The sequence below is a fragment of the Roseateles sp. So40a genome (genome assembly GCF_048081605.1).
Classification (GTDB): Bacteria; Pseudomonadota; Gammaproteobacteria; order Burkholderiales; family Burkholderiaceae_C; genus Roseateles.
Window position 1 is genome coordinate 5130186 of record NZ_CP182288.1, and the last position, 22998, is coordinate 5153183.

The window sequence follows — 22998 nt, forward strand, 5'->3', positions numbered from 1 at the left end:
GCCGATACGGAACAGCACGCGCGAACCCGCTGTTCCGCAGAACAAAAGGCGCCGCTGTGCCTGTCGCCCGCAGGCGCGGCTCGGAACACTGGAGGCCAGTCGTATCGAGGCGCCCTCCCGGGCGACACCGTCATGTTCCTTTCCGCTGTCCTGAGCGCCCTGCCCGTCCCCTGGCCCTGGCAGGCCGCGAAGTCGCCGGCTTCTGCCGGTTCTGCCGGGCGCCGCCCACGGGGCCGCGCCACCGAATCCGGCGCGCCCGCTGAACACACCCTGCCCGTCGGGCAGTCGCTGATGCTCAGGCTCCCGCGCGGCACCGTGGTCCATGTCCACGCGGGCGTGATCGACGTCGAGGACACGCCCTCGCTGTGGGCCGACCACTGCTGGCCACAGCCGCGGCGTTTCCGCGCCGGCCAGGTCTGGGTCGTGCCGCGCACCACCTGGTGGCGGCTCGACAGCCGCGTCTCGCGCGATCCGGCCAGCCGGATCAGCTGCCGCGGCTGAGGCCCTCGTCGACGCTCAATGCACGCCGGCCAGCAGCGCGGCGTTGCCGCCCGCGGCGGCGGTGTTGATCGTCAGCGTCTGCTCCGCGACCAGGCGATAGAGCTGGCGCGCATCGGCCAGTTCCACCATCGGCACGACCGGCAGGATCGCGCCGTCACGGCTGGCCAGCTCGCGCTGGACCGGCAGTTGCAGCGCCGCCGGAGCGATCACGCCGGCCAGCTTCGTCGCGCGCAGCACCGCGCCCAGCTGATCCGCCGGCAGCGTCTGCATCGCCGCCGCCGTCACGCCGCCGCGCATCAGCGCGGTGCGCAGCTCCTGCGCGGTGTCGCCGCCGCCAACGATCGCCACCGCGTTGCCCGCCACCAGCGCCGCGCCCAGCGCGCGCGCCAGTTCCTCGGCCGACGCGCCCTGCGCCAGCACCGCGATCACGCCGCGTCCGTGCAGGCGCAGCTCGTTGCTCTCGCCGGTCGGGCCGGGCAGCGTGATGTTCACCAGCGCGCGACGCGCGGCCGTGCCCAGCGTGCGCCAGGCGCCGGCCACTGCCGGCGACTGGCCCGCGGCGGAGCGCTCCAGCGCGGTGGCGCGCTCGTCGACCGGGCGCTCGGCCCAGGCCTCATGCGCGGTGAACAGCGGCGACAGGTCCGCGCCCGCGCCGGTCGTGGCCAGCGCCGGTTCCGTCATCGGCACCTCGACCTTGGGCTGCGCGACGAAGCGCAGCAGGTAGTGCGGACCGCCCGCCTTCGGGCCGGTGCCCGACATGCCCTCACCGCCGAACGGCTGCACGCCGACGACCGCGCCGATGATGTTGCGGTTGACGTAGACGTTGCCGATGCGGGCTTCCGAGGCCAGGCGCAGCGCGCGGCTGTCGATGCGGGTCTGGATGCCCAGCGTCAGGCCGTAGCCCAGCGCGTTGATCTCCCGCACGACACCGTCCACGTCGCCGTTCCAGCGCACGACGTGCAGCACCGGGCCGAAGATCTCCTTCTTCAGCGACGCGATCGTCGGCAGCTCCACCGCCACCGGGGGCAGCAGACGCGGGCAGCCGTCGGCCGACACCGCCTCGGCGATCAGCGTGGCCTCGCGCTTGAGACGCTGCACCTCGGCCGACACGCCCTGGAAGGCCTCGTCGTCGATCAGCGGGCCGACGTCGGTCGCCAGGTCGGAGGTGTCGCCCACGCGCAGTTCCTTGACCGCGCCGCGCAGCATCTCGATGACGCCATCGGCCACCGCCTCATGCACCGCCAGCAGGCGCAGCGCCGAGCAACGCTGGCCCGCGCTGCGGAAGGCCGATTGCACGACGGCGTCGATGACCTGCTCGGGCAGCGCGGTCGAGTCCACGATCATCGCGTTCAGCCCGCCGGTCTCGGCGATCAGCGGCAGCGCGGCGGCGCCGGGCTTGGCCGCGAGCTGGCGGTTGATGATCTGCGCGACCTGCGTCGAGCCGGTGAAGCACACGCCCGCGGTCTGCGGCGCGGCCACCAGGCGCGCGCCGACGGTTTCGCCGCGGCCATGCACCAGTTGCACCGCATCGCGCGGCACGCCCGCCGCGTGCAGCAGCGCGACGCACTCGGCCGCGACCGCCGGGGTCTGCTCGGCGGGCTTGGCGGCGACCGCGTTGCCCGCGGCCAGCGCGGCCACCACCTGGCCGGCGAAGATCGCCAGCGGGAAGTTCCACGGCGAGATGCACACGAACACGCCGCGCCCGTTCAGCGCGACGCCGTCCGCGGCCAGGCGCTCGGCCTCGTCGGCGTAGTAGCGCAGGAAGTCGATGGCCTCGCGGACCTCGCTGATCGCGTCGCCGAGGCTCTTGTAGGCCTCCTTGACGAGCAGCGCGCAGTAGCGCGGCAGCTGTTCCTGCATCGCGTCGGCGGCGCGGCGCAGCACGGCGGCGCGCTCGGCCACCGGCGTCGCGTTCCAGGCGGCGAAACCGCCCTGGAGGCTCGCCATCGAGGCGTCGACCGCCTCCGGCGAGGCTTCATTCATGACCGGCACGGTGCAGGCGGCCAGCGCGTCCAGCAGCGGCTGGCGCTGTTCGGGCACCGCCAGGTCCAGGCCCGACGAGTTGTCGCGGCCACGTCCCGACGCATCGCGGTACAGGTCGATGGGCAGCGGCAGCGCGGCTTCCTCGTGGATGTCGTCCAGCGGCGAGCCCAGCAGCTCCTCGGGTGCGACCGTGGGATCGGCCAGCTGATGCACGAACGACGAGTTCGCGCCGTTCTCCAGCAGGCGGCGGACCAGGTAGGCCAGCAGGTCGCGGTGCTCGCCCACCGGGGCGTACACGCGGCAGGGGATGGAGCCGTCCTTCAGCACCTCGCGGTAGACGCCCTCGCCCATGCCATGCAGGCGCTGCATCTCGAACTTGGCGCCCAGCGCGCGGGCCATCTGCAGGATGGCGGCGATGGTGCCGGCGTTGTGGCTCGCGAACTGCGGATAGATGACGTCGTGGTGCTTCAGCAGCGCCTGCGCGCAGGCGAGGTAGGAAACGTCGGTGTGCGGCTTGTGCGTGTAGACCGGATAGCACGGCAGGCCCTGCTCCTGCGCGCGCTTGATCTCGCCGTCCCAGTAGGCGCCCTTGACCAGGCGGACCATGAACTTCAGACCATGCTTGCGCGCGATCGCGGCGACCGCCTCGACCACGTCGCGGGCACGCGTCTGATACGCCTGCACCGCCAGGCCGAAGCCGCGCCATTGCGGGAAGTGCGTGGCGATGCGGGCCGCCAGCGCGTCCAGCAGCTCCAGCGAGATCTCCAGCCGATCCACTTCCTCGGCGTCGATGGTCAGGTTGATGTTGGCCTGCGCGGCCTTCTCGACCAGCTGCCACACGCGCGGCAGCAGTTCGGCGTAGACGCGCTCGCGCTGCAGCACCTCGTAGCGCGAGAACAGCGCGGACAGCTTGATCGAGATCCCGTCGCTGCCCTCGGGCGACTCGGCCTTGCGGCCCGCGGCGATGGCGGCGATCGCGTTCAGATAGGACGCCTGATAGCGCTCGGCATCGCGCTCGGTGCGGGCGCCCTCGCCCAGCATGTCGTAGGAGAAGCGCAGCTGTGCCTGCACCTTGCGGGCGGCATCGGCTTCCTTCATCGCTTCCTGGATGTTGCGGCCCAGCACGAACTGGCGGCCCAGCAGCTGGATCGCGCGCACCGTCGCGGCGACCACCGTCTGCGCGCCCAGGCGCTTCATCAGGCCGGAGTCAGCCTCGGCGTCGGGCAGGAACTTCTTGGACAGCGAGATCGCGCTGGCGGCCAGACCGGCCAGCATCTTGTGCGGGCCGTCGGAAGCGCCGTCGAAGTCCGCGCGGCCGAGCTGGTCGGCGGTCAGCGCGATCGCGGTCTCCGCGTCCGGCACGCGCAGCAGCGCCTCCGCCAGGCGCATCAGGGCGAGGCCCTCGGCGCTGGTGATCGGGTACTCGCGCAGCAGCGACTCCATGGCCCAGAACGGCGCCGGATTGGACCGCACCTGCTGCACCCAGGGACGCGCCAGGTCGATCACGGCGGGCCAGTTCAGCGATCGCAGCTCGGCGGCGAGCGCGCGCACCAGCGGCAACTCCTCGCGGTACGGGTCGGGCAGGCGGGAGGTCTCCGGCGGGAGGGGGAAGGCGGTCATGGTGTCCTCGGATGTTCGTGCGAGGGGCGTTCCCCTAGCGAATGACGGGAGTGTAAAAAGGACAGGTCCGAATTAATCTCCAATGTTTAGAGCTTCCACCGCACGGAATCCAGCATGAGCGACCTTCAGGACCTGGACAAGATCGACCGGCGCATCCTGGGCCTGCTGCAGCAGGACGGCCGGATCAGCAACCTGAAGCTGGCCGAGGAGGTGCAGATGTCCGCCACGGCGGTGCTGGAGCGGGTGCGCCGGCTCACGCGCGACGGCTTCATCCTGGGTTACGAGGCGCGGCTGAACCCGGCCAAGCTGGGCGCGCAGATGCTGGTGTTCATCGAGATCCTGCTGGACCGGACGGTGCATGACGTCATGGACAACTTCCGGGCCGCGGTCCAGGCCCGGCCGGAGATCCTGGAATGCCACCTGGTGGCGGGCGGTTTCGATTACCTGCTGAAGACGCGGGTGTCGGACATGGCGGCCTACCGGGAGTTCATCGGCGCGGTGATCTGGACGCTGCCGGGCGTGCGCGAGACGCGGACCTACGCGGTGATGGAGGAAGTGAAGCACACGACAGCGCTACCCCTGTGAGATCCGCCCACCGCCGACGTGGGCAAGCGGATTCAAGGGGGAGATGTCCTCCCCCCTCGGCCCCTCCATTTGCGGGCTGCCGTACAAGGTCCGACAGGATCACCATGGAGTGCCCCTTCCCGTGATCCCGGAGTCCCCCGATGAAGTACCGGTCCTCCCTTCCACAGCATCCGCAGCCGGCGCTCAGGCCGCTGGCGGTTGGCGGCGGATCCGACAGCCAGTATCCGAGCCATTACGGCGACAGCGATTTCAGCCACGGCGAGAGCCGCTTCGCCGACAACGGCAGCAGCTTCGGCGATTCCGACTTCGGCTTCGAGCCGCCCCGGCGGCGCGGCGCGGCCGGGCCCGTCGAGAGCTGGTATGACTCGAGCTACATCCTGCGCCGAGGCCTCGAGGTCCGCGAGCTCAGCGCCAAGGAATGGCGGCTATGGGACAGCGAGCCCTCGCCGCCGACAGCCCCGCGACGACGCGTGAACGGCGAGAACGACGGTTGACGAAGGCTGGCGACGGCTGACGCCCGCTGATGTGGGCTGATCAGGCCAGCTGCAGGCGCTTGGCCGGCGCGCGGCGCAGCGGCTCGGGCGGTGGCGTGAGCACGAAGTCCTCGGCCGGCATCGGGCGGCCGTAGTACCAGCCCTGCGCCCAGTCGCAGCCCTCGCGGCGCAGCCACTCGGCCTGCTCCATCGTCTCGACGCCCTCGGCCAGCACATCCAGGTTCAGGCTGCGCGCCAGCACGATCACGGTGCGCGCGATCGCGGCGACGTTGGCGTCGCTGCTCAGCTCGTTGACGAAGCTGCGGTCGATCTTGAGCGTGCTCACCGGCATGCGCTTCAGGTAGGCCAGCGAGGAATAACCGGTGCCGAAGTCGTCGATGGCCACGCGCACGCCGCGATTGGAGATGCGCGTCAGCAGGCTGATCGCCTGTTCGGCGTCCTCGAGCAGCAGGCTCTCGGTGACCTCCAGCTCCAGCGCGCTCGGCGGGCAGCCGGTCTCGCCCAGGATGAAGTCCAGCGTCTCGATGAAGTCCGGCTGACGCAGCTGACGCGCGGACACGTTCACGGCGACCTGCTGCGGCTTGCCTTCCTGGCCCTGCCAGCGCGCCACCTGCGCGCAGGCCTGCTCCAGCACCCAGCGGCCGATCGGGATGATCAGCCCGGTCTCCTCGGCCAGCGGGATGAAGTCCGCGGGCGAGATCGGGCCGCGCGTCGGATGACGCCAGCGCAGCAGCGCTTCCGCGCCGATCAGCTGACCGTCGCTCAGCCGCACCTGCGGTTGATATTCCAGGCGGAACTGCGCCGCCTCGTTGGCCTGGCGCAGCGCGTGCGTCAGCTCGAAGCGCTGCTGCACCGCCTGCGTCAGCTCCGGCCGGTAGGCCTGGACCGAGCCGCGCGCGTGCAGCTTGGCGCGCACCATGGCGACCTCGGCATTGCGCAGCAGCTCGTCGACGTGCGTCCCGTCGGCCGGGAACAGCGCCAGTCCGACGCTCGCGCCGACATTGAATCGGTGGTTGTCGATGACGATGGGCTCGTCCATCGCCTGGATCAGGCGATCGCCCAGCCGCATCGCGGTCTCTTCGTCGACCAGGCCCGACAGCACCACGACGAACTCGTCCGCGCCGACGCGCGCCACCGAATCGCTCAGCCGCGTGACGTTGGCGAAACGCGCCGCGGCCGTCAGCAGCACCTGGTCGCCGGCGGCATGGCCGGCGATGTCGTTGACGTCGCGGAAGCCGTCCAGGTCGATGTACAGCACCGCCACGCAGGTGTGCTCGCGCTGCGCGTTGCCCACCTGGCGCGCGATGCGGTCACGCAGCAGCGCCGCGTTGGGCAGGCCGGTCAGGCTGTCGTGGAGCGACTGGTGCAGCAGCTCGGCCTCGGTCTGCTTGATGCGGGAGATGTCGGTCAGCACGCTCAGGTACTGCACCTGGTCAGGGTCGCCCGACGGCGACGGCACCTTCACGAAGGTGGCCCACATCGGGATCGATTCGCCGTTCTTGTGGCGCTCGGTGACCTCGCCGCTCCACTTGCCCACGCTGGCGATGTCCGCCCAGAGCTGGCGCAGCTTGTCGGGATCCTGCTCGGCCTCGCGCAGCAGCAGCGGGCGCTTGCCCAGCAGCGTCTGGCGGTCATGGCCGACCATCGCCACCAGCGCCGGATTCACGTCCACGATGCGCAGGTTGTGGTCGATGACCATGATCCCCTCGCCGCAGTGCTCGTACACCGTGGCGGCGCGGCGCGCGGCATCGGTGGCCTGCTGCAGCTGGGTGACGTCGCGCGCGATGGCGACCTGGCCCAGGTACTGGTCGTCGTCGAAGACTCGCGCGCTGAGCACGTCCAGGCAGCGTCCGACGCCCTCGTCCCCCTCGCGCCAGGTCAGGCTGCGGCCATCGGACTGGGTGTCGACCCAGCCCGGCGGATTGGGCAGGTCGGCGTCGCGGCGGCCGATCAGTTCCTGCTCGGTGAGGCCCACGGCGCGCTCGAAGGCCGGATTGCAGCCCTCATAGGCGCCGTTGGCGTCCTTGAAATACATCGGGTCGGGAATCGCGTTGAGCAACGCGCTGAGCCGGGCGCGCTCGCGGCGCACGCGCTTGAGTTCCTCGCGGCGGCGCTGCAGTCGGCCGCGCTGCTGCAGGAACAGGCTGACCATCACGCCCAGCGTCAGGCCGCCGATCACGCAACCCGCGCCCAGCCAGAACACCGTCGATCCGGAATCGATCCAGGCCGGCAGGTGCGGCACCATCGACGCGGTCGCCGAAGGCACCGGCGCGGACGCATGCACCGACGCGTCCGCCCATGCCGGCGTGCTCAGGCACGCAGGCATCAACGCGGACACGGCAAAGCAGTCCCAACGACGGGGCAGGCGAAGTCGCATGGATCACCAGGCTTTTCTTGTTCGAATGGCGGGGGCAACAGCTGGCCCCGTGTCGGCGACGTGCGCGGGTGGCGGACGTTCCCTCTTGCTCGACTGCCGGAGTATCGACGTCCGGCGGAATTTGTAGCTAGGGGTTACAGCGAGGCCGCCACCTGGGTTCCCTGCAGGATTGCACGCTTTGCGTCCAATTCTTTGGCCTCCGCCGAACCGCCGATCAGATGGACCGATCGACCCGCCGCGCGCAGCGGCGCCTCGAGTTCGCGCAGCGGCTCCTGTCCCGTACACAGCACGATGGTGTCGCAGTCGATGCGCTCGGGATCGGTGCGGTCCTCGCCCTGGCTGATCCACAGGCCGTGTTCATCGATGCGTTCGTACTGCACGCCGCCGATCATGCGCACGCCGTGCGTCTTGAGCGCGGCGCGATGGATCCAGCCCGTGGTCTTGCCCAGGCCCGCGCCGAGCTTGCCCGCGCGCCGCTGCAGCAGCGTGACCTCGCGCTCGGCGGGCTCGGGCTGCGGACGCGCCAGGCCGCCGCGGGTCTCTTGCGGATCGCCCACGCCCCAGTGCTTGCGCCACGCCGGTGCGTCGAGCGCCAGCGAGTGGCCCTGCTCCAGCAGGAACTCCGCGACGTCGAAGCCGATGCCGCCCGCGCCGACCACCGCCACGCGGCGGCCCACCGGCTTCTCGCCGCGCAGCACTTCGAGGTAGGTCAAGACCTGGCCCCGCGCGACGCCGTCGGCCTGGCCAGGGATGCGCGGATCGCGCGGCGTGACGCCGGTGGCGAGCAGCACCTCGTCGTAGTCCATCAGCTCCTGCGCGCCGACGCGGCGGCCCAGCTGCGGGGTCACGCCCAGCAGCTCCAGCCGGCGCTTGAAGTAGCGCAGCGTCTCGTGGAACTCTTCCTTGCCCGGGATGCGCTTGGCCAGGTTGAACTGGCCGCCGATCTCGGTGGCGGCGTCAATCAGCGTGACCTCGTGGCCGCGCTCGGCCAGCGTGGTGGCGGCCGCCAGTCCGGCGGGTCCGGCACCGACGACTGCCACGCGCTTGCGCGGCTGACCGGCCGCGACCGGCACGATGCGCAGCAGCGTCTCGTGACCGGCGCGCGGATTCACGAGGCAGGACGCGACCTCCTGCTTGAACACGTGATCCAGGCAGGCCTGGTTGCAGGCGATGCAGGTGTTGATCTCGTCGGCGCGGCCCTGCGAGGCCTTGCGCACGAAGGCCGGATCGGCCAGCAGCGGGCGCGCCATCGAGACCATGTCGGCCGAGCCGTCGGCCAGCACCGATTCGGCGACCTCCGGCGTGTTGATGCGGTTGCTGGTGACCAGCGGCGTGCGGATGCCCTCGGCATGGAGCTGGTCGCGCAGCTTCTTCGTCACCCACGCGAAACCGGCGCGCGGCACGCTGGTGGCGATCGTGGGGATGCGGGCCTCGTGCCAGCCGATGCCGGTATTGATGATGGTGGCGCCGGCCTTGGCGACCGCGCGCGCGAGCTGCAGCACCTCGTCCCAGTTGCCGCCGTCGGGCACCAGGTCGAGCATCGACAGGCGGTAGATGATGATGAAGTCCGGGCCGACGGCCTCGCGCATGCGGGTGAGGATCTCCACCGGCAGCCGCATGCGGCGCGCGAAGTCGCCGCCCCAGGCGTCGTCGCGCTGGTTGGTCGCGGCGACGAGGAACTGGTTGATGAAGTAGCCCTCGGAGCCCATCACCTCGACGCCGTCGTAACCGGCCTCGCGCGCGAGCACGGCGCAGCGCACGAAGGCGCGGATCTGGCGCTCGACGCCGCGCTCGCTCAGCGCATGCGGCGTGAACGGCGAGATCGGCGACTTCAGCTTCGACGGCGCGACGTTGAACGGGTGGTAGCCGTAGCGGCCGGTGTGCAGGATCTGCAGCGCGATCTTGCCGCCCTCGGCATGGACGGCGCCGGTGATGGCCTGATGGCGGCGCGCGGCGCCGCCGGTCATCAGCGTGCCGGCGAAGGGCTTGGCCCAGCCGGCGATGTTGGGCGCGTAGCCGCCGGTGACGATCAGGCCGACGTCGCCGCGGGCGCGTTCGGCGAAGTACTCGGCCAGTCGGCCGATGTGCTTGCGCGAGTCCTCCAGCCCGGTGTGCATGGAGCCCATGAGCACGCGGTTCTTGAGGGTCGTGAAGCCGAGATCCAGGGGCGACAGCAGCTGCGGGTAGGCGTTCATCGCGCGGATGCTAGCGCCGTCCCTCGCGCGGGATTAGAGAGCAACGACCACGCGGGATTTCCCTGAGGCCCGCTTGCCGGGCTTGGGCGTGTCCGCGTCGCGCCCTTCATGCAAGGCACACCAAGTGGCAACCGTGTGTCGGTCTTGATATTGAAGTTCACAAACCTGGCAAGCGGCCACAAGCCGCAGCAACACGGGCCTCGTTCAATCGCCGCATCCTCAATCGGAGTGTCGGACGATGCGATTCAAGACCTGGGCCCTGGGCCTGAGCGTGGCCACCGCGGCCCTGCTGGCCGCCTGCGGCGGCGGCAGCAGCGACAGCAAGGCGCAGATGCGCCTCCTCAACGCGAGCATTGGTTATGCCTCGCTGGACATGGCGGTGGACAGCACGACGGTGAACTCCGGCGTGACCTACGCGGCGGTGGGCAGTTATGCCGACGTCAAGACCGACGCCACCGGCACCGAGGTGCAGAGCAACAACGTGGGCAGCACGCTGGTGTCGTCGACGCCGTCGCTGGCCGCGGGCAGCCATTACACGATGATCGCGTACGGCGCGGCGGGCTCGATCCGCACGACGCTGCTGCAGGAAGACCAGGAAGTGCCGGCCTCGGGCAAGTCCAAGCTGCTGGTGCTGAACCTGGCGCCGGACGCGGGCTCGATGGACGTCTACGTGACGGGCGCCGATGAGACGCTGGACGCGGCCTCGACGGTCGCGAGCAGCATCGCCACGGGCTCGGGCAGCGGCTACATCACGCTCAACAGCGGCACCTTCCGCGTGCGCATGACCGCGGCCGGCACGAAGAGCGACCTGCGGCTGGACATCCCCAGCATCACGCTGCCGTCGGCCGGTGTGTCGACGCTGATCCTGACGGGCAGCAGCGGTGGCGTGCTGGTCAACGGCATCCAGCTGGTGCAGCAGGGCGCGACGACCAACTTCCCGAACTCGACCTCGCGCGCCCGTCTGGTGGCCGCGGTGGGCGGCAGCGCGCTGGTGTCGGGCTCGATCGGCCAGACCTCGCTGATGCCCACGTCGGTGGCGCCGACGATCGGCGACTACACGACGGTGACGTCGGGTTCGGCGGATCTGGCGGTGTACGTGAATGGCACGCTGATGTCGTTCGCGAAGCCGACGCTGGCGGCGGGTGCGGACTACACGCTGATGGTGTGGGGCACGGCGGCCGATCCGAAGCTGGCGGTGCTGACCGACGACAACAAGCTGCCGACGAACTACACGACGAGCGCGAAGATCCGGCTGGTCAACGGCGTGGCGAGCGCGGCGACGGGCCTGACGCTGAACGTGGACTACAGCGCGCTGGCGTCCAACGTGGTGGCGGGCACGGGCTCGACGCCGGCGACGACGCCGGCCTCGACGTCGGCGCTGCTGACGGTGAACTCGCCGTCGTCGACGACGCCGGTGTACAGCCTGAGCGATCTGAACATCCAGGCGGGCTACGTCTACACGGTGTTCGTGATGGGCGACAGCACGGCGATGGTCGGTTCGCTGCGCCGCGAGCGCTCGTCCAACTGATGACCTGAACGACTGGGCCGGGAACAGATCCCGGCCCCGGGCGACTGAACGCCCCTGCCGAGCGCGGCGGTCCTGGCGACCGAAGCCCGGTGACACCACCTCCCTGTTGGCCACGTCCTCTCACGAGGCGTGGCCTTTTTTTCGTTCAGTTCGCCTTCACCGCTTCTCGCATCTGATCGTGATCGAAGGCGTCTTCGAAGGCCTTCAATTCGGTCTTGCTCAGACCCACGTCCGATGCAGCTCCGACCTCCCGCCAGCGCGTCACCGCTGAGGCGACCTCTCGAAGGACACGAAGCGCTTCCTGCCTCGTCAGCAAGAAGGAGCCGCACGCGTCCAGCAGTTGGGTCACGGTCTCGATGGGGCCGGCATCCTCGCTGAGCCAGGTCTTGGATTCACGCAGCTTGCCCGGCATCGGATTCAGATCGAACGCGGGTGCCAGGCGCCACTGGTCATTGGCTGCATAGAGGAAGCCGAGATTGCGCAGGTGATCGTCGGTGTTGGTGATGAGCAGGTTGAACACCAGGCGTCGCCAGAGTTGCCGGGCATCGCGTTCCGGCTCCGCGCCCTTGCGCATCAGGACGTCGACGACTTCGGTATAGGCCCGTTGGGACGGTCGTTCCGCCTGCAGCATCGAGGCGGCCGACAGATAGGGGATGCGCCCGCCTTCAAGCGTCCGGTCGAAGCGCTCGATGACCGCGACGGCCGTTCCGTTCACGTCGACAGCGCGCGCACGCGGCACATCGATGCCGGCGTCGGCGGCCAGACGAAGGGCGAGTACTTCGCCGCGCGTCACATTGGTCGAGTCCCCGATGCTCGGAAACTTTCCGATGCACAGGCGCCCCGACTCGTCCAGGATCGTGCACTTGGGTCGCATCCCGCCGAGCGAGGTGCCCTTGCCTTGCAGGTATCGCAGGTCCTCCTGCGTTTCCTTGCTGCGCTCGACGGCGCGCGTCGCCCGATAGATGCGCTCCAACTCGATGAAGGGGGGCGTGCTCCGCTCGCCCGCTGCGACGGCGCGCAATGCGGCACCGTCCTTCATCAGACGCAAGGCACCCACGCGGCTGAAATCGTCGACTGCGCACAGGTAGTCGACCTCTCGAAGCGGCCCCAAGGACGCGTCCTTCTTTCGCGCCTTCGCATGCGCGCGATCGATGACCTGCCGGCCCCACGCATCCGGCTCGGTGTCGGCCAATGCGAAGAAGAACGGTGATTCGCGATCGCCGGGCGCCTTGCGTGAGAAGAATCCCGCCTGGAGTGGCAGGTCCGGCGAGATCTCGAAACGGGCCGGGTGATCGAGCCAACTCGCGTGATACGAGAACTGCGCGAGTTCCCGACGCCCCTGCACGACGTATTTCAACTGTCCCACCGGGATGCAGGCGTCGCCGAGGCAGACCTCGAAGGTGCTCGTCGAAAGGGATTTGCTGGTCGTGGCAGGCATGAAGAGATCAGAAGGCGTTGGAACCCTTGCGAGGACGAACCCGCTTGGGGAGTTGCTCATCCATCAATGCCAACCCGATGTCATCCACGCCGGCATCCATGAGCTTGTCGAGGCGATCGATGTCGCCGAAGACGTGCAGTACGCGCGCCAGCACATGCAGTTGCATGCGGGGATCACCCGCTTCGAGCCGTCTGAGCGTGCTGATGCCCACCCCCGCGCGCTCCGCGAGGGACTGCTGTGTCAGCCCTCTGCGCCGGCGCGCGCGGCTCAGGTCCTCGCCCAGCTTCGTCATCGCCCTCGACGCTGGAAGCGGCACAGGACGTTCGACTTTAGGGGTCTGAACAGACCCTTTATTGGCTTTAACGGTTCCCATGGGAACGATTATTTGCACACGATGCCAGCGCCAGTCAAGGGCATTCTTCCTGATCCTACTGACGCCCCCCGTCAGCCCGCTGCGGCAACATGCGCGCATGTCCCCGCCCCGCCCCACCGTGATCCAGGTTCGCCGGCTGCGCCAGCTGTGGCGCTCGGCCGGGTGGCCGTGTCAGGACATGCTCGAGGTCGAACTGCTCGCGCTGGGCTGGCTCGAGCGCCAGCAGGACGCGCACGGCCGCGAGACGCTGCGGCTCACCGCACCAGGCATTGAGGTCCTCCACATCGGCTTGCAGAAGAATCGCGCCGCGCGCGATCGGCACGAGGACCTCGTCGCCCGCATGGCCACCGAGCTGCAACGCGCGGGCCGCATCGTGTGGCGCGGCCTGTCGCTGCGCGCCGGCCTGCCGCACGAGGACGACCCCGAGCGGATGCGCTGGGTCAACGCGATGCCCGATGTCTACTCGGTGCGCAACACCACCGTCGAGGACTACCTCGAACCCGCCGTTCATGAGATCAAGGTCAGCCGCTCCGACCTGCTTTCCGAATTGCGCCGCCCGGCCAAGGCGCAGGCCTACCTCGCGCTTGGCGGCCAGTGCTGGTACGTGCTGCGCGCCGGCATCGCCACCGTCGAGGAAATCCCGCCCGCCTTCGGCGTGCTCTTCGCGCATGAGCTGCCCAGAGCGACAGGCTCCGACCACGCGGCCGGCTTTCGCTTCGAGCTCGGCCGGCCGGCACCGCGCCGGGCGATGAAGCCCGACTTCAATACCTGGATGACGCTGGCGAAGGCGGCGCCCGAATCGCCACCGCTGGACGACGCTCAGGACTTGCTCGGCGAGGATTGAATACCCTCCTCGATGACCTGGCCTGCCCACGCTGCGGCACGATCGCCCGTGACCTTCGTCGTCCCCGTTGCTCGCCGCGCGCGCATGCCCTTGGTCATCGGCTCGCTGTTTCCGGACAGCTATCCTGCGCGCTCGCATCCAGGGGGAGACCGCCGATGACCGAGATCCAGGAGACCTTCGAAGGCGGCTGCGACTGCCGCCAGGTCCGCTACCGCATGACCAGCCGGCCGCTGATCGTGCATTGCTGTCATTGCCGCTGGTGCCAGCGCGCCAGCGGTGCCGCGTTCGCGCTCAACGCGATGATCGAGGCCGACCGCGTCGAGCTGCTCGCCGGCGAGCCGGTCCCGTTCATGAATCCGAGCGAGAGCGGCAAGGGTCAGAAGATCTGGCGTTGCCCGAATTGCGCGATCGCCGTCTGGAGCAACTACGCCGGCGGCGGTGACGCGGTGCGCTTCGTGCGCGTGGGCTCGCTCGACGAGCCCGACCGCCTGCCCCCGGACATCCACATCTTCACGGCCTCCAAGCAGCCGTGGGTGCAGTTGCCCGCCGAGGCGCTCGCGGTACCCGAGTACTACCGCGTGCCCGACGTCTGGTCGCCGGAAAGCCTGGCGCGCGGCGCGATCCTGCGCGGCAAGCAAGGTTAGAAGCGTCCCGCATATCGGGGAGGCCGTCTCGGCGCCACAATGCCGGCTTTCCTCGACATCGACCGGCTCACGAGGCCGCGATCCCTGCCATGACCTTGAGCACCTCGACCGCCCGGCGCCTGCGCTCGGCCGCCCGCCTGACCGTCCTTGCCGCCGCGCTGTCCACGATCGGCGCGCTCCCGGCGCTGATGCCGGTGGCCACCGCCGCGAGCGCGTCGGCCTCGGTCGCCTGGCAGGAAGCCTCCGGCGATGCCGACATCGAACGCGCGTTCACCCAGGCCCGCGGCGAGAAAAAGCCGGTCCTGCTGTACTGGGGCGCCAAGTGGTGCCCGCCGTGCAACCAGCTCAAGGCCACGCTGTTCAACCGCGCCGACTTCATCGAGCAGTCGCGCGCCTTCGTCGCGGTCCACATCGACGGCGACAACCCCGGCGCCCAGCGCCTGGGCGCGCGTTTCAAGGTGCGCGGGTATCCCACGATGATCCTGTTCGGCAACGACGGCCAGGAGATCACCCGCCTGCCCGGCGAGGTCGACGCCCCGCAGGTGCTGCGCGTGCTGCAGCTGGGCCTGGCCGGTGGCCGCCCGGTGAAGACGGTGCTCGCCGACGCGCAGGCCGGCAAGAAGCTGGCGGCCAATGAATGGAAGCTGCTGGGCTTCTATTCCTGGGAAACCGACGAGCAGCAGCTCGTGCCCGCCGCGCAACGGCCGGCGCTGCTGGCCAAGCTGGCCGCCGCGAGCCAGGGCGTCGACGAGGAAACCACCACCCGGTTGTGGCTCAAGGCGCTGGCCGCCACCGAGGGCGGCGGCGCGCTCAAGGCCGATGCGGCGCTGCGTGCCCGCGTCGAGAAGGTGCTGGCCGATCCGGCCGCCGCGCGTGCGCAGATGGACGTGCTGAGCAACAACGGCGATGACATCGTGCGCGCGCTCGCGCCGACCGCGGGTGCGGATCGTCAGGCGCTGATCGGCAAGTTCGATGCGGCGCTCAAGCGTTTCGAGGCCGATGCGAGCCTGTCGCGCGCGGATCGCCTGCAGTCGCTGCTGGCGCGGGTCGAGCTGGCGCGGCTGGACCAGAAGAAGGACGACATCGCGCCCAAACTGCCGGCGCCGCTGCTGGCCGAGGTCAAGGCCCATGCCGCCAAGGTCGACAAGGAAGTCACCGATGGGTATGAGCGCCAGGCGGTGATCACGTCGGCGGCGTTCCTGCTCGGACGCGCGGGCTTGTGGGCCGACAGCGATGCGTTGTTGAAGTCGAGTCTGGCCAAGAGCCACAGCCCGTACTACCTGATGAGCTCGCTGGGCGGCAATGCGCGCAAGCAGGGCAAGAAGGAAGAGGCGCTGAAGTGGTACGAAGAGGCCTTCAACAAGAGCGAAGGTCCGGCCACGCGTCTGCAGTGGGGATCGAATTACCTGAGCGCGCTGGTGGAGCTGTCGCCGCAGGATGCGCCGCGGATCGAGAAGGCGGCCGCGCAGTTGCTGGCCGAGGCGGAGAAGGACAAGGGGGCCTTCTATGAGCGCAGCGCGCGTTCGTTGCAGAAGGTCGGCAGCCAGCTGGTCGCGTGGAACGCGAATGGGCAGCATGACGCGGCGCTGGGTCGGCTGCGCACGCAGCTCGATGGCGTGTGCGCGAAGCAGGACGCCGGTGACAAGGGCGCTTGCGAGTCGCTGCTGAAGAAGAAAGGTTGAGGACTTCCAAGAGCCCTCACCCCCCGCCCTCTCCCGCTGCGCGGGCGAGGGGGCCTCATGGCCTCACTTCGCGAAAGCCCCTCGCCCGCGCAGCGGGAGAGGGGTTGGGGTGAGGGCTCTGAGCAGTCAAAGAACCGAGATCGATTACTTGACGAGCCCTTCGGCCTTCATCGCTTCCTGAACCGCCGGCCGCGAGCCCACGCGGGCGCGATAGGCGACGAGGTTCGGGTAGCCCGCCAGGTCGACGCCGACGTGTTGTCCCCAGTTGGAGACGGTGAACAGGTAGGCATCCGCGACCGAGAACTGATCGCCGAGCAGGTATTGCTTGCCGGCGAGTTGCTCGTCGACCCACTTGAAGCGCTCGTGGAGCTTGTTGCGGAAGACCGTCTTCGCCTCGTCGTTGATGCCGGGGTTGAACAGCGGACTGAAGGTCTTGTGCAGCTCGGTGGTGATGAAGTTGAGCCACTCCTGCAGGCGATAACGCGCCATCGTGCCGTTGGCCGGGGCGAGCTGCTTGTCGGGGGCCTGGTCGGCGATGTACTGGATGATGGCCGGGCCTTCGGAGAGGCGTTCGCCGTCGTCGAGTTCCAGCAGCGGCACGTAACCCTTGGGGTTGATGCCGTAGTAGTCGGTGCCGTCCTGGAGTTTGTGGGTCTTGGTGCTGGCGAGCACGGGCTCGAAGGCCAGGCCGGCCTCGCGCAGGACGATGTGGGGCGACAGCGAGCAGGCGCCGGGGCTGTAGTAGAGCTTCATGGGGTCTCCTTTGGGGGGGCGAAACCCGGCGACCATACGCGCCCGCGTACACCCGTGCAATGCCGGGGACATCCCGAGGGGATGTCGCGATCGCGCCAATCGATCCAGCAGGTCGCGCCTACAGTCGGCGCGTCGCGACCGCCGCATGAGGATGATCGATGAGCGCTCCTGCTTCTCCCGCCGCCCCTGCTTCAGGCAAGACCTACGCCTTCGAGGACTTCAGCGTCGGCCAGGTCCGTGAGTTCGGCTCACGCCTGGTGGATCGCGAGGAGGGCCTCGCCTTCGCCGCCGCCTACGACCCGCAACCGCTGCACCTGGACGAGGACGCCGCGAACGCCTCGGTCCTCGGCGGCCTGTCGATCAGCGGCTGGCAGACCTGCGCGCTGGTGATGCGCATGATGTGCGACGCCTATCTGCTGGACTCCACCAGCCAGGGATCGCCCGGCATCGACAACCTGCGCTGGCTCAAGCCGGTGCGGCCCGGCGACACGCTGCGCGTGCGCATGACCGTGCTGGAGATCAAGCCCAGCCGCAGCCGCCCGCAGATCGGCCTGGTGCGTTCGGGCTGGGAGGTCTTCAACCAGAAGGACGAAGCCGTGATGAGCATGGAGGGCTGGGGCATGTTCGGACGCAGGGAAAGCCCGGGCCCCGAGTCTCCCCAAAGCTGACCGAAGGCACCCTGCCGCGCGCCTCCTGCTCGCCATAATCGCCGGGCACACGGAGGAGCGATCTCATGACGATGCGTCCCGGGGCAACACCTGCCCCCCGATCCCGACCGCGCGCGGTCCGACGACCCGCCCCGCACACCGCGGCCCCTGCCGCCTTTGCCGCGCTGACCACCCTGGCGCTCCTCGGCGCCGCGCCCGCGGCGCTGGCGCAGGCTTCGTCAGCCACGAGCGCCTCCGCGGTGGCGGCCCCCACCGGAACGCCGGGCAAGCCGCTGCGCCCCTGCCGCGTCGAGGGCGTGCCGACCGAGGTCCTGTGCGGCAGCCTCCCCCGCGCGCTCGATCCCGCCCGTCCCGATGGCGTGAAGATCGACATCCAGTACGTCGTCGTGCCCGCGATGGCGCGCAACAAGTTCCCCGACCCGGTGCTATTGCTTGCCGGCGGTCCCGGCCAGAGCGCCACCGCGCTCACCGCCTCGGTGCTGCCGAGGCTCTCCCGGCTGAGCTACCGCCGCGACCTCGTCTTCATCGACCAGCGCGGCACCGGCCGCTCGGCCCCGCTGTCCTGCCCGGACAACGCCTCGCGCAGCCTGGACGACCTGCTGCAGCCCGGCGCGAAGGTGAAGCTGCTCGAGCAGTGCCGCGATTCGCTCAAGCAGCTGCCTTACGGCGACCTGCGCTTCTTCACGACGACGATCGCGATGCAGGACATGGACGCCGTGCGCGCCGCGCTCGGCGTGGAACGCTGGAACCTGATCGGCGCGTCCTACGGCACGCGCGCGGCGCTCGAGTACGAGCGCCAGTTCCCCGATCGCGTGCGCCGCAGCGTGATCGACGGCGTCGCGCCGCCGGACATGGTCCTGCCGGTGAGCTTCTCGCAGGACGGGCAACGCGCGCTCGACATGACCTTCTCCGCCTGCGCCGCCTCGCCCGACTGCAACGCCCGTTATCCCGCGCTGAAGAGCGAATGGCAGGGGCTGCTCAAGAGCATGCCGCGCAAGGTCAGCTTCACCCATCCGCTGACCGGCCGGCCCGAGGAGGCCACGCTCACGCGCGAGGGTCTGCTCAACCTGGTGCGCCCGACGCTCTACGCGCCGCACCTGGTCGCCGCGCTGCCCGCGGCCCTGCATGAAGCCTCGCTCGGCCGCTTCGGCGCCCTGGCCGGTCTGGCCGGCCAGATGGGCGGCGGATCGCGCGCGATGCGGATCTTCGAGGGCATGCACTTCTCGGTGATCTGCGCCGAGGACGGCCCGCGCATCGCCGGCGCCACCGACGCGCCCGCCGCCGACTTCGGCACCGTCGACCGCGACCTCTACGCCCGCGTGTGCTCGGGCTGGCCGCGCGGTGAGGTGCCCGCCGCGTTCTACGACATCCCCAAGGCCAAGACCCCCGTGCTGGTCACCAGCGGCGGCATCGATCCCGCCACCCCGCAGCGCCACGGCCAGCGCGTGACGGAAGCGCTGGGACCGCAGGCGCGCCATGTCGTCGTCAATGCCGCCGGACACGGCGTGGCCATGACGCTGCCGTGCATGCGCGACGTGATCTATCGCTTCATCGACGCGCCCAAGGACGCCGACGCGCTCGCCGTCGACACCAGCTGCGCCAAGGACGTGCCGCGCCCGCCGGCCTTCCTGCCCCCCACCCCGGCGACCATCGCGGCCGCCGCCTCCGCCGCCCGGGAGTCCCAGCGATGATCCGCCTGCACGCCCTCCACAAGACCTTCCAGACCCGCGGCGGCGGCAGCGGCGGAACGCTCGCCCGGCTCATGGGCAAGCGCCAGGCGGCGCGCACCGTCGTCGCCGTCGAGCAGCTCGACCTCAACGCCCCCGACGGCCGCATCACCGGCCTGCTCGGCCCCAATGGCGCGGGCAAGACCACGTCGCTGCGCATGCTCGCGGGCCTGTTTCCGCCGGACCGCGGCACGATCGATGTCGACGGCATCGACGTGCTGACCCAGCCGCGTCAGGCGCTCTCGCGCATGGGCATCCTGGGCGACGCCCACGGCCTGTATCCGCGGCTGACCGCGCGCGAGAACATCGTCTACTTCGCGCGCCTGCAGGACATGCCGATGGACCAGGCGCAAGCCCGCGCCGACGCGCTGTCGGAGCTGCTGGACATGCGCAAGATCATGGAACGCCGCGCCGACGGCTTCAGCCAGGGCGAGCGCATGAAGACCGCGCTGGCCCGCGCGCTGGTGCACGACCCGGCCAACATCGTGCTCGACGAGCCGACCAACGGCCTGGACGTCGTCGCCACGCGCGCGCTGCGCGAGGTGCTGCGCCACCTGCGCTCGCCCGCGGGCGGCGGCAAGTGCATCGTCTTCTCGAGCCACATCATGCAGGAGGTGGAACAGCTCTGCGACCAGGTCGTGGTGATGTCCCATGGCCGCTCGGTCGCCACCGGCACCGTCGACGGGCTGCTTGCCCAGACCGGCCGCGAGCGCTTCGAGGACGCCTTCGTCGACCTCGCTTTCCCTGAAGAAGCGGCGCAGGCGCGCCACCTGGAGTCCGCATGAACGGTCCCTTCCTGAAAGCCTTCCGCACGGTCTTCGCCAAGGAGATCGTCGACGCCCTGCGTGACCGGCGCACGCTGCTGCGCCTGCTGATCCCCTCGGTGCTGATGGGGCCGCTGATGCTGCTGCTGATGTCCAGCCTGGCCGCCTCGCTGCAGCAACGCGCCGAGCAGCGCGAGGTGCTCGTTGTGGGCATCGAGCATGCGCCCACGCTGCGCAACTACATCGAGCGTCAGACCTACACGATCAAGACCGCCCCGGCGGACTATGAGGAACAGCTGCGCCTGGGCAAGCTCGCCGATCCGGTACTGCTCGTGCCGGCGGACTTCGAGACGATGCTCGCCGGCGGTGAACCCGCGCGCGTGGAGGTCGTGACCGACAGCGCCAACCAGCGCGCCGAGGCCGGCGTGGGCGCGGTCAACCGGCTGCTCTCGGGCTTCGGCAACGAACGCGCGACGCTGACGCTGGCCATGCACGGCATCGGCGCGCCGCAGCTCAAGCCGGTGGACGTGCAGGAGCGCGATCTCGCCAGCCAGCAGGCGCGCTCCGTGCGGCTCACGCAGATGCTGCCGATGTTCATCATGATGGCCGTGCTCTACGGCGCCCTGACCGCCGCGCTGGACAGCACGGCCGGCGAGCGCGAACGCGGCTCGCTCGAGCCGCTGCTGGTGAATCCGGCACCGCATTCGGCCATCGTCACGGGCAAGTGGGCCGCGGTGGTGATGGCCGGCATGCTGGTCGCGGTGCTGTCCAACCTCAGCTTCCTGCCCGGCCAGATGCTGATGCGCAGCGACGCGCTGGCCGCGATGTTCCAGTTCGGCTGGGGCGAGGCGATCCGCTTCCTGCTGCTCCAGATCCCGCTGGGCATGGGGCTGTCCGCGGTGCTGATGGCGCTGGCCATCCGCACGAAGACCTTCAAGGAGGCGCAGGCCAGCACCACACTCGTGATCACCGCCATCGCGCTGACGCCGATGGTGGCGATCGTGAATCCGGGCGGGGAAGCCTCCTGGCACCTGTGGGTGCCGGGCCTCGGTCAGAACCAGCTCATGATGCTGGTGCTCAAGGGTGAGCCGCTGACCTTCGCGAAGGTGATGCCCACGGTGATCGTGGGCATCGCCCTGTCGGTCGCGGGCCTGACGCTGGTGGCGCGCTCGATGCGCGCCGCGGTGGCGCGCTGAGCGTGTCAGTGGCGGGTGGCGAGTGCGCGCTGCACTTGCTCCTGCCACGGCAGCGTATGCACGATGCCGTTGAGCTGGATCACCGATTCCATCGGCGCCAGCACCTCACCGGAGCGGTTGAGGAACTGCAGGTTGGTGACCAGGGCCATCGGGTCGACCATCGAGACCATGCCGTAAGGCATGCGTACCCAGTCCCAGGCCACCCCCGCGGCGCCGTACTCGGACTCGCCGCTCCACAGGGTTTGCCCCATGGCCGGGTGATCCTCGTCTCCCGCGACCAACACGCGCGTGCTCAAATGCGCGAACTGCAAGCGAGGTAGACGCTGTACATCACACAATATTCGCGGCCACGCGTACACAATCCAGGCTGGTGTCATTGTCAGAATTGTTGAGTTTGGATATTGCGGTTCGGCGGTTGCGCTTCTCCCCATGAGCTGAAGTGTGGACATGACCGGCGGGTCTCGCCAGCTGTAAACCCTAGCAGGGGCGTGAATGTTGCGCGGTGGGGCAGCCCCCGCGACGAGTCACCAGGGACGGCCCCCGATGGCCGGAGCGATAGATGCTGCAAGGCGGTTATCAATCAGTGTTGGAAGCGCGTTCCCGGGATGAGTTCCGGAGCGAGATCACGCGCTTCGCGCGCGGGCTCGAATTCGAGCGCTTCTCCGCGATCCTGGTCGTCGACCATGCGATCGGGAACTCCGATTTCATCGCGGTCGAGAACGCACCGGACGGCTTCTCCGACATCTTCAACGACCCGCGGCTGGGCAAGCGCGATCCGGTGATGCAGCACTGCAAGCGCCAGAGCGTCCCCATCGTGTGGAACCAGGACACCTACGTCACCAACGACGCGCCGGAGCTCTGGGAAGCGCAGGCGCCCTTCGGCTACAAGGTCGGCATCTCGCTGGCGCTGCATCTGCCCGAGGGCCGTCATTTCGTGCTCGGCGTGAATCGCGAGCAGGGCCTGCCGACCAATCCGACCGCGCTCACGCGCATGGTCGCGGACCTGCAGCTCTTCGCGGTGCACGCGGTGGATGCCGCGATGCGTCTGCTGCTGCCCGCGCCCACGATGGCCGATGTCGACGCGCCGCGGCTCACGCCGCGCGAGCTCGAATGCCTGCACTGGACGATGGAAGGCAAGACCGCCTGGGAAGTCGGGGCCATCCTCAGCATCACCGAACGCACGGCAGTGCTGCACATCAACAATGCGATGCACAAGCTGGGCTGCACGAACAAGCATCAGGCCGTGCTCAAGGCCTTGCGCCTGGGCCTGATTCGCTGATGCTGCCCGCTCGCCGCAGCTGTAAACACTGTAAGAGCTGACAGTTACAAGGCGCTGCCGGCGCTGCTTCAATTCGTTCCGTGCTCACCGAATCCGCAGCACGTCACCGAATCTGGAGCCTTTCATCATGAACGCCCAACAGAACACCGTCGCCGTCGAATCCGTCGAAGAAGGTCTGGTCGAGCTGGATCTCGAATGCCTGACCCATGTCGGCGGCGGCACGCCCAAGGGCACGTGGCTGGTCGGCGATGTGGTCAGCGAGCTGACCGTCGTCGCCACGGCCGGCGTCGAACCCACGCCCAAGGGCACGTGGTAAGCCGTTCCACTGAAGCTGCGAGCCGTCAGGT

General features: G+C 69.5%; 20 protein-coding genes. 13 read left to right on the plus strand and 7 right to left on the minus strand.

Annotation, left to right across the window (positions count from 1 at the left end):
* Window positions 1-132: 132 nt before the first annotated feature.
* Complete coding sequence (locus tag ACNI65_RS23415; protein ID WP_416759792.1) at window positions 133-501, plus strand: hypothetical protein; 369 nt, start codon at window positions 133-135, stop codon at window positions 499-501.
* A 15-nt stretch (window positions 502-516) separates the two neighbouring features.
* Here ACNI65_RS23415 and ACNI65_RS23420 read toward each other — a convergent pair whose 3' ends face one another.
* Window positions 517-4104: an L-glutamate gamma-semialdehyde dehydrogenase gene (locus ACNI65_RS23420; protein ID WP_416759793.1), complete on the minus strand. Its 3588-nt coding sequence runs from the start codon at window positions 4102-4104 to the stop codon at window positions 517-519.
* Window positions 4105-4218: 114 nt separating this feature from the next.
* Between ACNI65_RS23420 and ACNI65_RS23425 the strand changes: the two genes are divergently transcribed.
* Window positions 4219-4689 (plus strand): Lrp/AsnC ligand binding domain-containing protein, encoded by a 471-nt coding sequence (locus ACNI65_RS23425; RefSeq protein WP_416759795.1) that lies wholly within the window; start codon window positions 4219-4221, stop codon window positions 4687-4689.
* A 140-nt stretch (window positions 4690-4829) separates the two neighbouring features.
* Window positions 4830-5183, plus strand: a complete 354-nt coding sequence (locus ACNI65_RS23430; protein WP_416759796.1) for a hypothetical protein — start codon at window positions 4830-4832, stop codon at window positions 5181-5183.
* A 40-nt stretch (window positions 5184-5223) separates the two neighbouring features.
* On the opposite strand, the gene ACNI65_RS23435 is transcribed toward ACNI65_RS23430, so the two are convergent.
* On the minus strand, window positions 5224-7509 hold the full coding sequence (locus tag ACNI65_RS23435; RefSeq protein ID WP_416759797.1) for an EAL domain-containing protein: 2286 nt from the start codon (window positions 7507-7509) through the stop codon (window positions 5224-5226).
* Window positions 7510-7694: 185 nt separating this feature from the next.
* On the minus strand, window positions 7695-9755 hold the full coding sequence (locus tag ACNI65_RS23440) for an FAD-dependent oxidoreductase (protein ID WP_416759798.1): 2061 nt from the start codon (window positions 9753-9755) through the stop codon (window positions 7695-7697).
* A 238-nt stretch (window positions 9756-9993) separates the two neighbouring features.
* Here ACNI65_RS23440 and ACNI65_RS23445 point away from each other — a divergent pair, with 238 nt between their 5' ends.
* Window positions 9994-11283: a DUF4397 domain-containing protein gene (locus ACNI65_RS23445; protein ID WP_416759799.1), complete on the plus strand. Its 1290-nt coding sequence runs from the start codon at window positions 9994-9996 to the stop codon at window positions 11281-11283.
* A gap of 145 nt (window positions 11284-11428) precedes the next feature.
* Here ACNI65_RS23445 and ACNI65_RS23450 read toward each other — a convergent pair whose 3' ends face one another.
* Both ACNI65_RS23450 and ACNI65_RS23455 read right to left on the minus strand, forming a co-directional pair.
* On the minus strand, window positions 11429-12721 hold the full coding sequence (locus ACNI65_RS23450; protein WP_416759801.1) for a type II toxin-antitoxin system HipA family toxin: 1293 nt from the start codon (window positions 12719-12721) through the stop codon (window positions 11429-11431).
* A 7-nt stretch (window positions 12722-12728) separates the two neighbouring features.
* On the minus strand, window positions 12729-13013 hold the full coding sequence (locus ACNI65_RS23455) for a helix-turn-helix domain-containing protein (protein ID WP_416759802.1): 285 nt from the start codon (window positions 13011-13013) through the stop codon (window positions 12729-12731).
* 178 nt (window positions 13014-13191) lie between these two features.
* Here ACNI65_RS23455 and ACNI65_RS23460 point away from each other — a divergent pair, with 178 nt between their 5' ends.
* The 3 genes from ACNI65_RS23460 to ACNI65_RS23470 all read left to right on the plus strand — a co-directional run bounded on the left by ACNI65_RS23460 (window position 13192) and on the right by ACNI65_RS23470 (window position 16264).
* Complete coding sequence (locus ACNI65_RS23460; RefSeq protein ID WP_416759803.1) at window positions 13192-13938, plus strand: hypothetical protein; 747 nt, start codon at window positions 13192-13194, stop codon at window positions 13936-13938.
* 155 nt (window positions 13939-14093) lie between these two features.
* Window positions 14094-14582, plus strand: coding sequence for a GFA family protein (locus ACNI65_RS23465; RefSeq protein WP_416759804.1), 489 nt, complete (start codon window positions 14094-14096; stop codon window positions 14580-14582).
* A gap of 95 nt (window positions 14583-14677) precedes the next feature.
* Entirely contained in the window at window positions 14678-16264 is a 1587-nt protein-coding gene (locus ACNI65_RS23470) for a thioredoxin family protein (RefSeq protein WP_416759805.1), read from the plus strand.
* Between the two features lie 144 nt (window positions 16265-16408).
* On the opposite strand, the gene gstA is transcribed toward ACNI65_RS23470, so the two are convergent.
* Complete coding sequence (gene gstA, locus ACNI65_RS23475) at window positions 16409-17017, minus strand: glutathione transferase GstA (protein ID WP_416759806.1); 609 nt, start codon at window positions 17015-17017, stop codon at window positions 16409-16411.
* A 158-nt stretch (window positions 17018-17175) separates the two neighbouring features.
* Between gstA and ACNI65_RS23480 the strand changes: the two genes are divergently transcribed.
* From ACNI65_RS23480 to ACNI65_RS23495, 4 genes are all read left to right on the plus strand, one after another.
* Window positions 17176-17685, plus strand: a complete 510-nt coding sequence (locus tag ACNI65_RS23480) for a MaoC family dehydratase (protein WP_416759807.1) — start codon at window positions 17176-17178, stop codon at window positions 17683-17685.
* Window positions 17686-17750: 65 nt separating this feature from the next.
* Complete coding sequence (locus ACNI65_RS23485; protein WP_416759808.1) at window positions 17751-19376, plus strand: alpha/beta hydrolase; 1626 nt, start codon at window positions 17751-17753, stop codon at window positions 19374-19376.
* Window positions 19373-20197 (plus strand): ATP-binding cassette domain-containing protein, encoded by an 825-nt coding sequence (locus tag ACNI65_RS23490; RefSeq protein ID WP_416759809.1) that lies wholly within the window; start codon window positions 19373-19375, stop codon window positions 20195-20197. The genes ACNI65_RS23485 and ACNI65_RS23490 overlap by 4 nt, the downstream gene beginning before the upstream one ends.
* A complete protein-coding gene (locus tag ACNI65_RS23495; protein ID WP_416759810.1) occupies window positions 20194-21372 on the plus strand; it encodes an ABC transporter permease in 1179 nt (392 codons plus the stop codon). Before ACNI65_RS23490 ends, ACNI65_RS23495 begins: the two co-directional genes overlap by 4 nt.
* 5 nt (window positions 21373-21377) lie before the next feature.
* Here ACNI65_RS23495 and ACNI65_RS23500 read toward each other — a convergent pair whose 3' ends face one another.
* Window positions 21378-21623: a hypothetical protein gene (locus tag ACNI65_RS23500; protein ID WP_416759812.1), complete on the minus strand. Its 246-nt coding sequence runs from the start codon at window positions 21621-21623 to the stop codon at window positions 21378-21380.
* A 335-nt stretch (window positions 21624-21958) separates the two neighbouring features.
* Here ACNI65_RS23500 and ACNI65_RS23505 point away from each other — a divergent pair, with 335 nt between their 5' ends.
* Both ACNI65_RS23505 and ACNI65_RS23510 read left to right on the plus strand, forming a co-directional pair.
* A complete protein-coding gene (locus ACNI65_RS23505) occupies window positions 21959-22651 on the plus strand; it encodes a helix-turn-helix transcriptional regulator (protein ID WP_416759813.1) in 693 nt (230 codons plus the stop codon).
* A 127-nt stretch (window positions 22652-22778) separates the two neighbouring features.
* Window positions 22779-22967, plus strand: coding sequence for a hypothetical protein (locus ACNI65_RS23510; protein WP_416759815.1), 189 nt, complete (start codon window positions 22779-22781; stop codon window positions 22965-22967).
* Window positions 22968-22998: the final 31 nt, after the last annotated feature.

Coding starts and splice junctions, on each gene's coding strand:
- ACNI65_RS23490 (WP_416759809.1), top strand. CDS start 19,373: ATGATCCGCCTGCACGCCCTCCACAAGACCTTCCAGACCCGCGGCGGC.
- ACNI65_RS23465 (WP_416759804.1), top strand. CDS start 14,094: ATGACCGAGATCCAGGAGACCTTCGAAGGCGGCTGCGACTGCCGCCAG.
- gstA (WP_416759806.1), bottom strand. CDS start 17,017: ATGAAGCTCTACTACAGCCCCGGCGCCTGCTCGCTGTCGCCCCACATC.
- ACNI65_RS23495 (WP_416759810.1), top strand. CDS start 20,194: ATGAACGGTCCCTTCCTGAAAGCCTTCCGCACGGTCTTCGCCAAGGAG.
- ACNI65_RS23500 (WP_416759812.1), bottom strand. CDS start 21,623: ATGGGGCAAACCCTGTGGAGCGGCGAGTCCGAGTACGGCGCCGCGGGG.
- ACNI65_RS23450 (WP_416759801.1), bottom strand. CDS start 12,721: ATGCCTGCCACGACCAGCAAATCCCTTTCGACGAGCACCTTCGAGGTC.
- ACNI65_RS23435 (WP_416759797.1), bottom strand. CDS start 7,509: ATGCCTGCGTGCCTGAGCACGCCGGCATGGGCGGACGCGTCGGTGCAT.
- ACNI65_RS23510 (WP_416759815.1), top strand. CDS start 22,779: ATGAACGCCCAACAGAACACCGTCGCCGTCGAATCCGTCGAAGAAGGT.
- ACNI65_RS23440 (WP_416759798.1), bottom strand. CDS start 9,755: ATGAACGCCTACCCGCAGCTGCTGTCGCCCCTGGATCTCGGCTTCACG.
- ACNI65_RS23415 (WP_416759792.1), top strand. CDS start 133: ATGTTCCTTTCCGCTGTCCTGAGCGCCCTGCCCGTCCCCTGGCCCTGG.
- ACNI65_RS23445 (WP_416759799.1), top strand. CDS start 9,994: ATGCGATTCAAGACCTGGGCCCTGGGCCTGAGCGTGGCCACCGCGGCC.
- ACNI65_RS23420 (WP_416759793.1), bottom strand. CDS start 4,104: ATGACCGCCTTCCCCCTCCCGCCGGAGACCTCCCGCCTGCCCGACCCG.
- ACNI65_RS23425 (WP_416759795.1), top strand. CDS start 4,219: ATGAGCGACCTTCAGGACCTGGACAAGATCGACCGGCGCATCCTGGGC.
- ACNI65_RS23430 (WP_416759796.1), top strand. CDS start 4,830: ATGAAGTACCGGTCCTCCCTTCCACAGCATCCGCAGCCGGCGCTCAGG.
- ACNI65_RS23460 (WP_416759803.1), top strand. CDS start 13,192: ATGTCCCCGCCCCGCCCCACCGTGATCCAGGTTCGCCGGCTGCGCCAG.
- ACNI65_RS23480 (WP_416759807.1), top strand. CDS start 17,176: ATGAGCGCTCCTGCTTCTCCCGCCGCCCCTGCTTCAGGCAAGACCTAC.
- ACNI65_RS23485 (WP_416759808.1), top strand. CDS start 17,751: ATGACGATGCGTCCCGGGGCAACACCTGCCCCCCGATCCCGACCGCGC.
- ACNI65_RS23455 (WP_416759802.1), bottom strand. CDS start 13,013: ATGACGAAGCTGGGCGAGGACCTGAGCCGCGCGCGCCGGCGCAGAGGG.